The sequence below is a fragment of the Oceanirhabdus sp. W0125-5 genome, assembly GCF_027938815.1.
Classification (GTDB): Bacteria; Bacillota; Clostridia; order Clostridiales; family Clostridiaceae; genus Oceanirhabdus.
Genome location: NZ_CP115913.1, coordinates 4,248,542 through 4,264,609 on the forward strand (window position 1 = coordinate 4,248,542; position 16,068 = coordinate 4,264,609).

General features: G+C 30.8%; 13 protein-coding genes. 2 read left to right on the forward strand and 11 right to left on the reverse strand.

Features of this window, described 5'->3' with window-relative positions; translation table 11 throughout:
• Positions 1–37: 37 nt before the first annotated feature.
• Positions 38–1,114, reverse strand: a complete 1,077-nt coding sequence (locus OW730_RS19800) for a uroporphyrinogen decarboxylase family protein (RefSeq protein WP_271225773.1) — start codon at positions 1,112–1,114, stop codon at positions 38–40.
• A 219-nt stretch (positions 1,115–1,333) separates the two neighbouring features.
• Here OW730_RS19800 and OW730_RS19805 point away from each other — a divergent pair, with 219 nt between their 5' ends.
• On the forward strand, positions 1,334–1,465 hold the full coding sequence (locus OW730_RS19805; protein ID WP_271225774.1) for a hypothetical protein: 132 nt from the start codon (positions 1,334–1,336) through the stop codon (positions 1,463–1,465).
• Positions 1,466–1,618: 153 nt separating this feature from the next.
• Here the strand turns inward: OW730_RS19805 and OW730_RS19810 are convergent, their stop codons facing one another.
• The 10 genes from OW730_RS19810 to OW730_RS19855 all read right to left on the reverse strand — a co-directional run bounded on the left by OW730_RS19810 (position 1,619) and on the right by OW730_RS19855 (position 14,762).
• Positions 1,619–3,319: an ABC transporter ATP-binding protein gene (locus OW730_RS19810; protein ID WP_271225775.1), complete on the reverse strand. Its 1,701-nt coding sequence runs from the start codon at positions 3,317–3,319 to the stop codon at positions 1,619–1,621.
• Position 3,320: 1 nt separating this feature from the next.
• Positions 3,321–5,078, reverse strand: a complete 1,758-nt coding sequence (locus OW730_RS19815) for an ABC transporter ATP-binding protein (RefSeq protein WP_271225776.1) — start codon at positions 5,076–5,078, stop codon at positions 3,321–3,323.
• A 358-nt stretch (positions 5,079–5,436) separates the two neighbouring features.
• The gene (locus tag OW730_RS19820) at positions 5,437–5,799 is read right to left on the reverse strand and encodes a response regulator (protein ID WP_271225777.1); all 363 of its coding nucleotides are present in this window, start codon (positions 5,797–5,799) and stop codon (positions 5,437–5,439) included.
• A 39-nt stretch (positions 5,800–5,838) separates the two neighbouring features.
• Positions 5,839–8,688, reverse strand: coding sequence for a response regulator (locus OW730_RS19825; protein ID WP_271225778.1), 2,850 nt, complete (start codon positions 8,686–8,688; stop codon positions 5,839–5,841).
• Positions 8,689–8,704: 16 nt separating this feature from the next.
• On the reverse strand, positions 8,705–9,775 hold the full coding sequence (locus OW730_RS19830; protein ID WP_271225779.1) for an HD-GYP domain-containing protein: 1,071 nt from the start codon (positions 9,773–9,775) through the stop codon (positions 8,705–8,707).
• A gap of 758 nt (positions 9,776–10,533) precedes the next feature.
• A complete protein-coding gene (locus tag OW730_RS19835) occupies positions 10,534–11,460 on the reverse strand; it encodes a 4Fe-4S double cluster binding domain-containing protein (RefSeq protein ID WP_271225780.1) in 927 nt (308 codons plus the stop codon).
• A gap of 64 nt (positions 11,461–11,524) precedes the next feature.
• Positions 11,525–12,016: a DinB family protein gene (locus OW730_RS19840; protein ID WP_271225781.1), complete on the reverse strand. Its 492-nt coding sequence runs from the start codon at positions 12,014–12,016 to the stop codon at positions 11,525–11,527.
• A 235-nt stretch (positions 12,017–12,251) separates the two neighbouring features.
• The gene (locus OW730_RS19845) at positions 12,252–12,395 is read right to left on the reverse strand and encodes a FeoB-associated Cys-rich membrane protein (protein WP_271225782.1); all 144 of its coding nucleotides are present in this window, start codon (positions 12,393–12,395) and stop codon (positions 12,252–12,254) included.
• Positions 12,395–14,350, reverse strand: a complete 1,956-nt coding sequence (gene feoB, locus OW730_RS19850; protein ID WP_271225783.1) for a ferrous iron transporter B — start codon at positions 14,348–14,350, stop codon at positions 12,395–12,397. The genes OW730_RS19845 and feoB overlap by 1 nt, the downstream gene beginning before the upstream one ends.
• 130 nt (positions 14,351–14,480) lie before the next feature.
• Positions 14,481–14,762 (reverse strand): FeoA family protein, encoded by a 282-nt coding sequence (locus OW730_RS19855; protein WP_271225784.1) that lies wholly within the window; start codon positions 14,760–14,762, stop codon positions 14,481–14,483.
• Between the two features lie 220 nt (positions 14,763–14,982).
• Between OW730_RS19855 and OW730_RS19860 the strand changes: the two genes are divergently transcribed.
• On the forward strand, positions 14,983–15,846 hold the full coding sequence (locus OW730_RS19860) for a tRNA 2-thiocytidine biosynthesis TtcA family protein (protein ID WP_271225785.1): 864 nt from the start codon (positions 14,983–14,985) through the stop codon (positions 15,844–15,846).
• Positions 15,847–16,068: the final 222 nt, after the last annotated feature.

The following is a 16,068-nucleotide window of genomic DNA, read 5'->3' on the forward strand; positions in this document are numbered from 1 at the left end:
CTTCCCATTTTCTCAATTTTTATTTAAATTCCTAGACTTATTTCAATAATTCAACATTAATAGGATATCTACCATATATTCGTGCAGCATCCATAAGAGCTATTATATTATCAGGATTTGTTCCAATAGGCACATCACATCCAGTACTTAATACATATCCTTTAGGACTATCATATGCTTTCCTTATACATTCTTTTGCCGCAGCATAAATGTCTTCCCTTGACCCTCTCATTATTGTATCAACTGGATCTACATTTCCTATTAAACAAACCTTATGCCCAAACTGTTCTTTTAGCTCACCAATATCATCAATATTATCTAAACTTAAGTTTCCAATTCCTACATCAACCATATCAGCCCAAATTTTCTTTGTTCTGCCGCAGATATGTAATGTAGTTCCACTTCCTCTTCTTTCAATAATTCTATCCATACATTTCTTTAAATACGGCTTAGCAAATTCTCTAAATCTCTTTGAACTGATCATTGTACCAGATGCAATAGGTTCTGCTAAACTAATACTTAATCCTAGATCACATACAGCATCAATATATCTGATAACACTCTCAGTTGAAACCTCAAGAAGACGATGCGCCATTTCAGGATTCTTAGTTAAATCCTTTAAGAAATTTTCTGTCCCCCTTAAAAATGCAGCAGTAGTAAAAGGTCCTCCAACAGAGCTTCCAACATAAACTTCTTTTCCAATCTTCTCATTAGCAATTTTTAGTCCTTCTAAGAAATTTGAAATCCTACCATCCTTATATGGATCTATAGGTCTTAACTTATTAATTTCACTATAATCCTTTATAGCTGTTTCACTAATATATGGAGTGTTGTTTTCAGGAAAACCTACTTTACATCCCATAGCTTCTGGTATTCCTTGTAATCCAGGTCCTATACCAATACTGTCAGGTCTAAACATCTCAAAACTACCTGTTGCAGTGTTAACTATTGCTTCTATTGAATGATTATGTTCTGCAATTGAATGACCAAAAATTGGTGCACAACTTTCTCCTAAGAATGGACTACAAGGAATTCTATCCATATCCTTTCCCTGAGCAAAAGCATCCATCCTCTCTCTAGGTGTCATTTCATCTGGTTTTATTATTTCAAACATCACATATCCCGCCTCTAATAAATATTAATTAAATTAACTAAATATTTTAAATATTATAGTCCACCATGGTACATTTTATTATACAAACCTTTACAATACAAATTGTGTTTTTTGATGAATTATAGAGTAACTATAGATATTATCTATAGTAGGATTAAAGAATAAATAAATTCATTTGTACAAATAATAAATTCAATATTGTATAAGGAGGAATTTATTATGCCTAAAGATCCACGTATGGAAACTAAACCTTCAAAAAATGAAGTAACAAAAGAAAAATTTCCATCTCATACAGGTAAAAGAGATAATTCTCAACCATTTAAAGAAGAATTTAAGAATAAAAATAAATAACGCCCTTATACTGGGCGTTATTTTTGTAGTTGCTACTAAATCATCTTGTATATAATATTTAAAAACAAGTTACTCTCAAAGGAGTTATTTACAAAGAGTTTCTGCTTATTAGCTTTTTTATTCAATGCCAAAGAAAAGTTTTATGAGTACTTATTAACTCACTTGTTGATAAGTATATAATTTTATATATATAGGACTTTCAGACATCAAAGTCTCATGTGTTCCTTGGGCAACAACATTCCCTTTATCTAATACATAGATAACATCTGCATTATGGATTGTAGATAATCTATGGGCGATAATAATTGTTGTCTTTCCCTTTCTTAATTTATCAATATTCTTTTGAACAAGATATTCTGTTTCAGTATCTAGTGCAGAAGTAGCTTCATCCAAAATAAGTATTTCTGTATTTTTCAAAAGAGCCCGTGATAAGGCAAGACGTTGTTTCTGTCCGCCCGATAAGGTCGTTCCACGCTCACCAACTTCTGTATCATATTGTTTAGGAAATTCTTGAATAAAATCATGGCATAGCATTTCTTTACATACACTTTCAATTTCTAATTGATCATAGTCTTTATCAAATACTAGATTTTCCTTAACGGATGATGGTAAAAAATGTGGTTGCTGAAAAACAACTGAAATTTTATCTGGATATTGTTCTCCATAATTGTTAACAGGAACACCATTGATAGAAATCTCTCCTTTTTCCTGTGAGTACACCCTTAGTAGCAATTGCGCAATGGTCGATTTCCCACTACCGCTTTCACCAACAAGAGCAATTTTCTTACCAATTGGAAAATCAATGGATAGGTTATTAAGCACTGGATCTGAATCCACTGAATAGCTAAATGTTACATTTTTAAACTCAATTGAATTAATATGGCCATCAAAATCTAACGTCCCAAGTTTAGTACTTTCCTTGAACATTACAGATTGAATGCAATTAACAGAAGCCACTAGTTTCTTGCCTGTTAAACCCTGTTGAAATAATTGTCCAAGCTCTGTTACCAATTGATCAACCAATGTAAAACTTACAACAAATTCTCCTAAAGAAACATTACTTGAAATAACACTCATACCACCGAATAAAATAACAATTAGTTTTGTGCCATAGAGAAAGGGGTCGCTTACAAACAGTATTTTAACTTTATATAAACTTTCCTTAATAACCGCCTTAAAATAATTTTGAAACTTATTCTCAAACTTGCTCATCTGCCAATCCTGACGATTATATGCTACGATTTCTCTTACTGCTGATATACTTTCTTCAATAGTAATTGAGACATTTGCCTTTTCCTCTCTCACTTTCTGTGAATATTGCTTAGTTTTTTCTCCAAACTTATGAAGTAAAAAGTAATATATAACAGCTACAGTTATTACAACAAACAGCATTGTAAAATTTATGTATGCTATTGAACAAGACAAAAACACTATTGTCAGTATAATTTTCATTGACTCTGATAGTAATTGATTAACAGCTATATCACTGGCATCGGTAATATCATTTCTAATATTGTTTAATAGTTTACCTATATGCTCTTTATTAAAAATTTCAGCTGGCAATTCATAAACTTTCATAAGAAACTTATTTGTCAAAGCCATTTGTAGATGATAACTAATGTGAAAAAAAGTAACCTTTCTAACTGTAAACCATAACTTAGGTCCAAAAAAGAAAATTGCATATAGTATAATTAGCTTACAAAATTTTTGATACTGCCCATCAATAAACACTTTATCAATTAAATCACGTTGCAATAAAACAGCAACAATCGGGGTTATACATTCTAAAAAAAGAGCCAAATATCCTAAAACAAACCAACGTTTCTTATTGATATATTTAAGTATAAATGACATACTAGACCTCATTTTCAACACCTCTCATTACCAGCTTATAAAACTGTGCTTTCATATCCATCAATTGTTGATAAGTACCTTGTTCAACGATTTTACCTGCTTCAAGAACTATAATAGAATCATATTCCATAATTGTTGATAGTCTATGTGCTACTGTCACTACCGTTCTCCCCTCAGATAACTCATGTAAAGATTTTTTAACAGATGATTCCGTAACAGTATCTAATGCTGATGTGGCTTCATCCAAAAGAATAATCTGCGGTTCCTTCAATAACATACGAGCAATTGAAATACGTTGCTTTTGACCACCTGATAGACGAACACCACGTTCTCCCACCAAAGTGTCATACCCCTCATCTGTCTCTAGAATAAATTCATGGGCACTGGCACGTTTAGCAGCTTGTATCACTTCTTCATCTGTTGCATCCGGTTTTCCAAACTTGATATTCTCTTTAATCGACATATTAAATAGATAAGTATCTTGGAATACATAGCCAAAGTTTTTCCTTAAATCATTTAACTTCAACTGTTTAATATCATATCCACCGATTGAGATTTCACCTTCATTTACATCATAAAATCTACCGATGAGTTTTAGTAGTGTAGACTTGCCACTACCACTTTCACCAACAATTGCAGTCTTTTTTCCTGCAGGAATTATGAAAGATACATTGTCTATAATTGGTTGTTCCTCATTATATGAGAATGAGACATTTTTAAATTCAACATTAAAGTTATCTATTTGGGAATCCCAACTGCTCTCTAGTTCCACAACATCTGGTTCTAAATGCATAAATTCATGTAAATCCTTTGCATAATTTAATGCATGATACTGAGCTGGAATAATGTAAAAGAATACTGAAAAACCTCTAGAAACCAGTCCCATTAGGAAACTGTATCCAATGAATTCACCAAGTAGTAACTCACCATTTCTTAGTAAATCCAAGCCATAAAAGTAAAAGAGTACGATAGAAATTGTCAATGTCAGTCCCACGGTTGTATATCTAAAATGTCTCCAAAAAATTGACCACATCCTGGGAATTCTAAATTGGTTGAAGTCTTCTGTTGTCTTATTTATAAACCAATCTTTACTGCCCATTGCCTTTAGTTCAGTTGTAGACGCAATCGCATCATACAATGATTGCTGTGATACCTGTGCAGCTTTTGTTTCAACACCTAAATAATAATGTATTTTTTTATTGGCACTTTGATTTAGAAAGACATAAATGATATTTCCAATCATTGCAGCAACAAAAAATATAGGTTCACTGAGAATTAAGATAATTGATGGTACAATAAATTGCGCTAAACTGTAAATGAAATGGGGAAACAAAAACGTATATGTTTTTTGTATCTCTTTTACTGAATTCTCAAATAAAGATAGAATTTGTCCAGTAGGTACTTTCTCGTAATATGAAAACCCTAGTTGTTGTAACTTCAACATTAAATCAGTCTGTTGATTCTTAATAATTTTATTAGATATAATAAGTTCTAAAAAGTTAAATATCGATTTTGCAACTAAAATCAATACAGCAATGCCACATAGAAATAACATTTGATTGATCAGGCTATTGATACTTTTAAGTGGAAGAACATAATCAATTAGATATCCCATTCGACGAGGGATCATCAATTCACCCCAAATCATTACACCGCCACATAGAACATATACAAGAGTGTGTAATATGAATGGTTTAAAATAGCTTAAAGTCCATAAATATAACTTCAATAGTTCTTTTTTTTCAATTTGTTTTTTCAATGAGCTCATCCCTCCACAAACTAGTCAATACTTAGCAATTAATTTAATCTATGAATTTCTCTTCAATTTCGATGTAAATTTTCGCCAATTTATTGCATGTTTCTCTCTACAGCAAATACATATTCTCATAACAATATTATAATCGCTAGATTAATTTGTCAAATGATGGCGGATTAGGAAAATGCACTCTTCTTCTATTTGCTGTTCATTGCTCTATAGGATACCGTTCACCCCTATTTAACCAAAATATTAAATAAAAAAACCACGACCAAAAAGTCGTGGTGTTATATGGTGGAGGCGAATCGCAGTATCCCTAATCCACCAATTTGGTATATTCCCAAGAAATATTTATATAATCTTATTTATACTCTTCTAAAGTCCTTAATAAAATTTCCGTATCAAAAGGTTTGCTAAGATAGCTCTTAGCTCCTAGTGCTATACATTCATTTTTCACATTTTCGTGTTTTACTGCAGACATAATAATTACAACTGTTTCAGGATTAATTTTCATTATATCCGTTAATACATCAATCCCATCCATCGTAGACTCAGACATGTTTAAATCCAAAATCACAATATCTGGTTTTTCAATTTTAAACCTCTCTATTGCATCCTCTTTATCTGCTGCCTCTAATATGTTATGGAAACCACCTTTTTCAATAATCTTTTTTACAAACATTCTCATATAGGATGAATTATCAACTATTAATATCTTTTTCATATTAAAAACTCCTTTACATTTGTGATTTTTTAAGACACCTTAGTGAAGCAAATCTTTTATTTTAACAAAAAGTCTAGAGCATTCATCTTTTTCCTGTTTCAAAGCTGCCTCCTCTAACTTGATTGCTAATTCATAAATAGAAATTATTCTGAAATTTCCGGAGGACCCCTTTAACTCGTGGGTTATTCTCGCTAATTTATTAAAATCATAGTTATCTATTGCATCGTAAATATCTTCCAATAAATTAGGTAGATATTTTATATACTCTTCTAGTATTTCTTTTGCATCATCTCTTTTTAGTCCTGTGGTTTGAACAAAATAATCAATATTATTTTCTATTATATTATTATACTCGGTCACAAGTTCTTTTTCTTTAATATTGGCTTCTATCATGTTAAACATAGTATCAAAATTAATAGGCTTGCTAATATAGTCGTCCATACCAGCTTCAATACACTTTTCGTAATCACCCTCCATAGCATTAGCAGTCATTGCAATAATTGTAGTATGTTTTTTATCACCTTCAAACAACCTTATTTTATTTGTACATTCATACCCATCCATTACTGGCATCTGGCAATCCATAAAAACAACATCATAATCTTTTTCTGATACTGCGTTTAATGCTTCCCTACCATTCATTGCTACATCACAAGTCATGTCATGGGATTTAAGCATACCTATAACTATTTTACGATTCATTTCATTGTCTTCAACCAATAAAATTCTCGGTTTTAATGCTTTCTTAACTTCTTTAACTATATGTTTGGTTATAAGCTGTTGTTCTTTTTCTTCTTCTTTTTTCAACCCTAATAATATAGCAATACAACCGAGTAAATCATCTCTTCTTACAGGTTTACCCAAATACGATGAAAATCCATATTCTTTTGCAACCTTTGCATCTCCTTTTTGAGTCAGTGAGGCTAGAAGTATTAGCTTAATCTCCTTTGCTAAAGGTATTGTTTTTAATGTAGTTGCAAGTTCATAACCACTCATATCCTGCATTTGATAGTCTATAATAGCGACACTTATTTTATTTTTTGTATTTGCATTTGAAAGAATTGTTGTAATGGCACTGGCAGCATCCTTTGCCTCAAATACCTTTAAGCCAGTTCCTTGAAGATATGAGCTAACACTTTTTCTATTATTCTCATTATCATTAACAATCAAAATATTCACACCTTGAAGCTTTTCAAAGGCAAATTTCTGTTTTAAAGGTCCTTTAGCAATCTTCAATCTCACATCAAATTTAAATGTAGACCCTTCCCCTAGTATACTTTCAACATTAATTTCACCGCCCATCATTTTCACCAATTCATTAGATATGGCAAGTCCAAGTCCTGTTCCTCCATACTTTCTAGTTGTAGACGCATCTGCCTGACTAAAATATTGAAAGATTGTATTAATATGCTCCTTACAAATTCCAATTCCAGTGTCCTTTACTTCAAAGCTAAGTACGGCTATTTCATTTTCTTCCTCTAAACAATCAACTATAACAGAAATTTCACCTCGTTCGGTAAATTTTACTGCGTTACTTATAAGATTATTTAATATCTGCCTAAGTCTTGATGGATCTCCAATAACATCTTCTGGAACACCTGCTTTAATCATAGTATAAATTTCAAGGCCTTTTTCTGCAGCTTTAGGGGCAAGAAGAGAAATAGCATCATCAATAGTATTTCTTAAATTAAACCCAATTTTTTCCATAGTTAATTTTCTAGCTTCTATCTTTGAAAAATCCAATATATCGTTAATAATATGTAATAATACCTCTGAAGCAGATTTTGCTTCACGTATAAACTCTTTTTGTTCTAAAGACAAATTAGTTGACTGCAACAATTCAAGAAATCCAAATATTCCATTCATTGGTGTTCTTATTTCGTGAGACATATTTGCTAGGAACTGACTCTTTGCTATATTTGCTGCTTCTGCCTGTTCTTTTGCCTTGTATAATTCCCTTTCCGCCAACCTCTGCTCTGTAATGTCCTCAGCAGTACAAATAAGATACTTAATATTACCTGTTTCATCTCTTTGAGGCTTACTTTTAATATTAAGTAGCCTATTTTCACCTTTACAATTCTTTATCTCAAGCTCTTTTTCTGCTGGTTCATTCTTTCGAAACAACTCCCAATTATTTGCTGAAAGCTTATTTGCAGTATCTATATCAAATACATCATATAAATCCTGATATTCTAACTCGCTTTTCTTCTTACCAAAAAACTTTGCATGAGCTTCATTAACTGTTGCATAAGAAGTAACATTACTTAAAGCCCAAATCTGTGATTTAGAATTATTAAGTAAAATCGCTTGTCCATTAATTATTGATTCATATTCTTCTTTCTTTGCAATCCTTGCTCTTGCATGTGAAAAAGCCTTTGAAACATCTTTTAATATCTTGATTTGATCCTCTTCCCATGTAATAGGCTTTGATAAACTTTCATATCCTACAAATCCAATTAACATATTTTCACTTTTCAATGGAACTATAAGAGAAGACATTATTCCTTCCTTTAAAAAAACTTCTGCTTCAAATACCGCTTCTGAAGGAAATTCATTCATATTATTTATTACAACAAAATCATTATTCTTTATCTCCCTGATTAACCACGGAAGAGCATAAACTACCTCTTCCTCCTGTGTTTCTCTTTTTGGTCTTATATCTTTCTTATTCCATTGACATTCTATTTGCATCAAAGTAGGGTCATTAGAAAAATAATAGATATAACTTCTATCCAAATCAAAAAACACACCAATTTTCTCCAATGCTTTTTTTAATTCAACCTGATAATTAATACTATCTACAATTAAAAACTTTTGAAAAGTATCATTAATTAGTTTCAGACAATCATTGGAATACTTAATATTTATGTAGTTACCTTCACCACTCATAAAATCCTCCCTTAATTTAAAATTCACAGGTCTTTGAAATAAAAAGAGTTAAGTCTTTTAATAAATCAATTTCATAAGGTTCTAAAAGTAATTTTCCATCTTTATCATATATAACTTTTACCACTGGTCTCAAAGGCATTGAATTGTTTTGCTTTACTACTAACCCCTTTTCATTGGAACTTAGAATAACTCCACTTCCTGTTGGAAAAGCAGCTATGTTATTAGTAAATTTAGCAACTATTTCTGCATCAAAATAAATGTTACTCATACCTATAAGATATTCAATAGCCTCTTGCACAGATTTACCTTTCTCAGAATTTCTACCTGATATCAAATTATCAAACACATCACATATAGATACTATCTTTGCAATTTGATTTATTTCATTATCTTTTAAATTTAAAGGATATCCACTACCATCACTTCTTTCATGATGCATTAATGCAACTACCTTGACAAATGCATTCCAAACATATTGATCTCCTAAAAAATCATAACCAACCTTTGGATGCATTAATCTAATATATTCATCTAATTCTTCCTTAGTCTTAAAATCTGCTATAAGTTTCTTATCATTCATTATTTTTATTTTACCTATATCATGTAATAATGCCCCTGCAGCAATATCTTTAAGCTTTAACATACTGTATCCCATATGAGTTCCTATTATTGTAGACAATACACAAACATTTACCGAATGGGAATAAATATTGTTATCACCTGCGCTTATTTCAGTAATATTTATCAAAACATTTTTATTTGAAAGTACATCCTCAATGACAGCGTTAACTGAGTTCATAACACTACTATTATCAGTTTTTCCTTCCCGACAGTATCTTTCAATCATATCCTTAACAGCCCGTTTACTCATTTGCCTTGTCTTTTCAGAAATAGTTTCATCAATAATCACATTTTTTGATATATCATCATCAATGTATACTGAATTAATTCCTATTTCTTTGATTTTTTCAATATAATAAGGTTTTAATTTTACTCCAGCATTAAGTAAAACCCGGTCGAATTCATCATAAATTTGCCTTCCAAGGATTTCATTCCCTTTTAAGCAGTAGACACTAACAAGTCTCATATATTCCTCCAAATGAAATAATTATTTTTTTACTGAATAGTAAAAAGTTATTATAAACAACAAATATCTTTCATAAAAAATTTAGTATTCTTTTACCAACTAAGCATAAAAGGAATACATCGTCTTTATCAATTATTATCTAAAATATTAGCATACTCTTATATAAAAGTGCAAAATAAATTATTGAAAACTATAAAAGATAACTTTTAAAGGCTGGAATTATTATCAAGAAATGAAAAGGCTAAAAAGAAACTGAATGAAGAATTCATAAATATAATATGAAAGAACTTTAAAACCGTACTGAATTTCTTCAGTACGGTTTATTGTCTGGTGGTGGCGAATCTCCTAGGCAAAATCCACTAATATATTATTATACTTAATCATCTAATTTTATTGAATATACTTCTGCCAGTGCGGGGAAAAAAACAGCATTTATATCAATATTCCTACAACTTATATGAGACACTGAGGTTCAATAAAAAGGTACCTTTCCTCTATATTAAGGCAACACATCAATACTAAATTGTATTTCCTTCTTTTTCAAAGTCTAACGGCTGACAATTATAATCCTCCAAGTATAATTATGAAGTTCTTTTACCCACAAATCATCACGCAGCATAATAAATCCTACTGGACAATCATCAGCATAGTTTAAATATGGTAAATTTTTAGTGGGATTTACATACGCTTGTGCTATAGAAATTATATTCTCTGTTACAAAATCAATTAGAGCTAAGTTAATAAAGGTTCAACTCCTGCTAATTCACACTAGTATTAATCAAATTTTCTAGCTCAAATAAAGTCTTCAAATTTCTTGGAATTGCTTTATACCAGTCATCTAATCCAAGCATATATATTTTTCTTTTAGATTCAGTAGAAAAAGTTTCTATAGGCTCTCCTTTTAACAGCATATTAGTTTCTTCTTCTGTAAATGATATAGATTCAATAAAATTATCTAGCTGTTCATAGTTCATAGGACAAGTACGTTGACATATTAAACAATCATACAATGTGTGATGTGCTGTTGCAGGAATCCATGCTGGAAATTTGCCAGGCCCCTCATTAATATATGATAAACATTTTTTATTATTTATTAAGTATTTATCCTTTAAAATAGCTCCTGTGGGACACTTTTCAATACACAAGTTGCATTTATTGCAGACCTCTGCATTTTTCACTTCTCCCCATGTATCTTCCTCACATATCATATCTGAAAAATATGCTGCATATGAAAAATTGCTTCCTAAACCATCAACATATGTAATATTGTTACGTCCATACTTAGCCAATCCACTATGTGCCCCTAATCTTTTTAATGGCAAATTCTTAGCAGGCTTAATAGAATATCCTTTTTCCTCTACATATTTTCTTAAATAGTCTTCTGCTTTATTAAAATCAGAACGTACCAAACTAAAAAAAGTCTTCTTTTCTCCATCTTTATGAAAATCAACCTTGGCATAAAATGGATGATGAATAGCAAGAAGTATAATAGAATTAACTTTGTAATCATATTCAGGTGTCTCAAACTGGTATAATTTATTAATAATCCATTTTTGAAAATTATTAAGTTCTGCTTTCTCCTTGAAATTATCTATAATATCATTTAGTTCTTTTAAGTGTTCTATTGAAATAACCTTTACCCTATCCCCATATTCAATAGCAACCTTTTCTAATTCACTTTTCATCTTTATTACCTATCCCCTCATATTGTAATGTAATTGAATATCCTAATTGTGTGCCAACTCTATGTTACTCTCCATAATAATCTATCCATTCTACAACTTCTCGATTGTTCTCTTTTAAAATGCTATTACAATATCCTACATGATATTGAATATGTCTAACCTGCATGAATACTACATCCAAGTTTTTAATCTTATTATATAATATAGAACTCTCTTGAAGCCATTCATCATCTTTATCAGCAAAAAAAGCTTCAGCAATTTCTTTAACTTGATTCTTATATTCAATTAAATCTTCTTTGGTTAATTGATTTTCAGGATCATGCTCCAATTCAGGATATACTTTTTTATCTGCAAAAGGCTCTACAAACTTTTCTTTCTTCATCCTTAACCAAAAATTAGTTCCAGTAAAAGCATGTAATAATTGCTGCCAAAAAACATATCCTCCTTTTTTCTCATTCCACAAATCATCAGGACACTTTTCAATCATTTGCTCTAACATAGAAAATGCTAAATCAAATTGAGTTTTTGTTATTTTTAGTAGTACATCACTTTTCATTTAACCCTCACCCCATAAAAATATTTAATTAGTTAATAATTTTCCTTATCTATTTACTCATTATTATAAAAGTTATATTATGACAGCAGCATGTCATATATTATTTTTATTTCCATTATTTATTCCTACTAACTTAACATTGAATGAATACAATAAATTTAATTAATAAAAAACCTTCATAATAATAACCAATTAAGATTATTATTATGAAGGTTAAATTTATATGTGTTATTTATTACATATGGCATTTGTTTTTTTTAGAACAGCCACTGCATCCACCACATTTATTATTTTTCATATCATTACGAGCTTTCTTAAAAGCAAATATTACTATTCCTGCAAAAACTAAACCTACAATTATATTAGCAACATTACCCATTAAATCTCAACTCCTAAATTTTGACGTTTTGCGTCTGCTTTCTTAATAGCGAAAATAAGATAACTCACTACAACTACTGCTACTATTATAGCTGGAACAAAACCTGCTGCTGGTGTACCATATACTATTAATGAACCAATTTGAGTTACTAACATAGCTAGTACATATCCTACACTGAATTGGAATGCAAGACCTTTGAACAACCACTTTTTAGATCCCATTTCTGCATTCATTGCTCCCATAGCAGCGAAGCAAGGTGGTGTGAATAAGTTAAATACAAGGAACGCAAATCCAGTTACAGGATTAAAGAACTCTGTTAAAACTCCACCTGGTAAATGTAATGCGTCTTCTGTGGCTACAGCTAAAACTACTGCGAATGTAGCTACAACATTTTCTTTAGCAATAAATCCAGTTATTGATGCTGCTGCTAATTGCCAACCAGCAAATCCTAATGGAATTAAAATTGGAGCTATAATTTTCCCTAATGAAGCTAAAATACTTAAGCTTTGATCATCAACCGGCTGTAATCCCCAGCTATATGCTTGTGCAAACCATACTAAAGTATTACACACAAGTATGATTGTTGTTGCTTTATAAATAAATCCTTTTGCTTTATCAAACATTTGAACAATTGCATGTGATAAACTAGGCATTTTATATTCAGGTAGTTCTAATATGAATGAAGAAGTGTTTTCCCAAACAAAAATTTTCTTTAATATAAGTCCTCCAATTACAATTACTGCAATGGCAATAATATACATAGTTGGACCAACCCATGATGCCCCTGGGAAGAATACAGCTGCGAAAAGACCAATGATTGGAAGTTTCGCTCCACAAGGTACAAATGGTGTAAGAATAGTAGTCATTCTCTTTTCATTTATATCTTCAATTGTTCTTGTTGCCATAACTCCTGGAATAGCACATCCTGAACCAACTATCATAGGAATTATTGATTTACCAGATAATCCAATCTTCTTAAAGAATCTGTCCATTACTACAGCAACTCTTGCCATATATCCGCAGTCTTCAAGAAGAGCTAAACAGAAGAATAATACCATGATTAATGGTAAGAAACCAATAACCGCACCTACACCACCAATAGCCCCATCTACAATAAGAGCTTGTAATAGAGGACTAATTCCTAATCCTTCAAAGAAGCTATTTGCTGCATTTGGTATTACCTCACCAAAAATTACATCATTTAAATACCCTGATAAATAACCACCTAATCCTTCGATTGAGAATGCGAACACAGCCCACATAACAAAGAAGAATATAGGTAATCCTAACCATTTATGTGCTACAATTCTATCTACCTTATCAGAAAAAGTAACTTCACTAGCATCTCTTTTCTTAAATAAACATTTTTCAACGATTCCATCAACGTATCTCTGTCTTGCCATATCCGAATCTTCAATATTATCATTTTTAAAAGCAGGTGCTGCTTGTTTCTTCTTATCCTTCCCTAACTTTACAGCCTCATTTATTAAATCTCTTAATCCCGATTCTGAAGTAGCTGTTGTTTGAATAACCTTGCAATTAAGTTCTTTACCTAATACTTTTGAATCAAGAACATCCCCTCTTCTGTTTACTACATCTGTTTTGTTTAAAGCAATTACAACAGGAATCCCTAGTTCTAAAAGCTGCGTTGTGAAAAATAAACTTCTACTAATATTAGCTCCATCTACAATGTTAATTATTACATCTGGATTTTCCTGCAATATGAAATCTCTAGTAACAGCTTCCTCACCAGTAAATGGTGAAATAGAATACGCACCTGGAAGGTCAACTATGCTAATATCTTCACCCTTAACTCTATATTTCTTTCTAAGCTCTGCCTCTTTCTTATCTACAGTAACCCCGGCCCAGTTTCCAACAAACTCAGTCTTACCTGTAATACCATTAAATAATGTGGTTTTCCCTGAATTAGGATTACCAGCTAATGCTATTTTCATTATGTAATCTCCTCCTTTTCTTTACCGATATTGATAACCATTATCACTACTTTTCCTAAATATAATATGCTATGATAAATAGCATATTATAGAATAATATCTAATTAAATATAGTAACAATACCTATAAATTATGCATCTAGTACGATTGTCTTTGCCATTTTCTCATCAATCGCATATCTGCTATCTTTTATATTAATAACATAGTTTCCTGCTAATTTAGAAATAAGAGTAATTTTTTCTCCCTCAAAGCACCCTAAAGTGAACAGGAATTTTTTTGTTTTTTCTTTACCTTCAACACTTTTCACCGTAAAAGTTTGTCCTATCTGGGCTTTTGACAGTAAGAATGTTCCTTCTTGTATAGCTTTTGATGAAAATATTGAACCACCTTTTCTTGCTTTTGAAAACAACATAAAATCACCTTATTCTCACTTATTTAAGAACCATTTTCATTTCTAATTGATATGAATTATCAGTCCCTACTGCTAAAGAATATCATATTCTATTAGCGTTGTCAATAGATTTGGGTGTTAAATAGGAAAATAACTGTAAACACTTGTTTTTCGGTTATTATTTCATGAAGACAAATGATATAAAAGTTGTTATAATATAAACTTGGAGAGGTGATATTATATGAGTAAATTAGCGGGGAGCGGCTGTGAAGTACTGATCCCTTTTAGCGAAAGAAAACCATTAAAAGAGATTGAAAGAAGTATAATTAAAAAATATAGAAAAGAAATCTGGACGAAATTCATCAAAGCAATTAAAGATTTTGATATGATTCAAGATGGAGATAAAATTGCCGTAACAGTATCCGGAGGTAAAGACAGTCTTCTTTTAGCAAAATGTTTTCAAGAGTTAAGAAGACATGGTCAGGTTAATTTCGACCTTGAATTTATTGCTATGGACCCTGGATTCAACGAAGAAAATAGAGAATTATTAATCAGTAACTGTGAATACCTAAACATTCCTGTAACGATCTTTAAAGCTGATATATTTAATATTGTTGATACTATAGCTAAGGAGTACCCTTGCTATATGTGTGCAAGAATGAGAAGAGGAGCATTATATGCGAAAGCTGAAGAGCTTGGATGTAACAAAATGGCTCTTGGACATCATTTTAATGATGTAATTGAAACAACTATGTTGAATGTTCTTTATTCAGGAAACTTTAAAACAATGATGCCTAAATTAAAATCAACTAATTTTAATGATATGGAACTTATAAGACCACTTTATTATATTGAAGAAGATAATATAAAACGCTTTACACAAAATAATGGTTTATTCACAATGAACTGTGGTTGTGTAGTAGCAGCTGGAAAAACTTCAAGTAAAAGAAAAGAGATTAAAGACCTTATTGCAGAAATGAAGAAAACTTTTGCAGATGTTGATAAATCAATCTTTAAATCTGCATGTAATGTTAATCTTGATGCTATACTTGGATACAAGACTGGTGGAGAAAAGATTTCTTTCATGGATAACTATGACGACTAATATTTTTAAATATAAGCTTGAGAAAATGATGTACAAATGTGCATTTTTTTCTTAAGCTTTTTTATTTACCCTTTATTCTGCTTTTCACATTTTAAAATATCTAAAATACAATGATAATATATAACCATTGAAATTCATTACAAATTATAGTAGAATACTTTATTAATATAGACATTAATTTATGGAAACTCTATACTTAAGATATCTCAGCTCATTAATTAA

Excerpts from the sequence above, each read along its gene's own strand:
- OW730_RS19800 (WP_271225773.1), bottom strand. The coding sequence starts at position 1,114 with ATGTTTGAAATAATAAAACCAGATGAAATGACACCTAGAGAGAGGATG.
- OW730_RS19805 (WP_271225774.1), top strand. The coding sequence starts at position 1,334 with ATGCCTAAAGATCCACGTATGGAAACTAAACCTTCAAAAAATGAAGTA.
- OW730_RS19810 (WP_271225775.1), bottom strand. The coding sequence starts at position 3,319 with ATGTCATTTATACTTAAATATATCAATAAGAAACGTTGGTTTGTTTTA.
- OW730_RS19820 (WP_271225777.1), bottom strand. The coding sequence starts at position 5,799 with ATGAAAAAGATATTAATAGTTGATAATTCATCCTATATGAGAATGTTT.
- OW730_RS19825 (WP_271225778.1), bottom strand. The coding sequence starts at position 8,688 with ATGAGTGGTGAAGGTAACTACATAAATATTAAGTATTCCAATGATTGT.
- OW730_RS19830 (WP_271225779.1), bottom strand. The coding sequence starts at position 9,775 with ATGAGACTTGTTAGTGTCTACTGCTTAAAAGGGAATGAAATCCTTGGA.
- OW730_RS19835 (WP_271225780.1), bottom strand. The coding sequence starts at position 11,460 with ATGAAAAGTGAATTAGAAAAGGTTGCTATTGAATATGGGGATAGGGTA.
- OW730_RS19840 (WP_271225781.1), bottom strand. The coding sequence starts at position 12,016 with ATGAAAAGTGATGTACTACTAAAAATAACAAAAACTCAATTTGATTTA.
- OW730_RS19845 (WP_271225782.1), bottom strand. The coding sequence starts at position 12,395 with ATGGGTAATGTTGCTAATATAATTGTAGGTTTAGTTTTTGCAGGAATA.
- feoB (WP_271225783.1), bottom strand. The coding sequence starts at position 14,350 with ATGAAAATAGCATTAGCTGGTAATCCTAATTCAGGGAAAACCACATTA.
- OW730_RS19855 (WP_271225784.1), bottom strand. The coding sequence starts at position 14,762 with ATGTTGTTTTCAAAAGCAAGAAAAGGTGGTTCAATATTTTCATCAAAA.
- OW730_RS19860 (WP_271225785.1), top strand. The coding sequence starts at position 14,983 with ATGAGTAAATTAGCGGGGAGCGGCTGTGAAGTACTGATCCCTTTTAGC.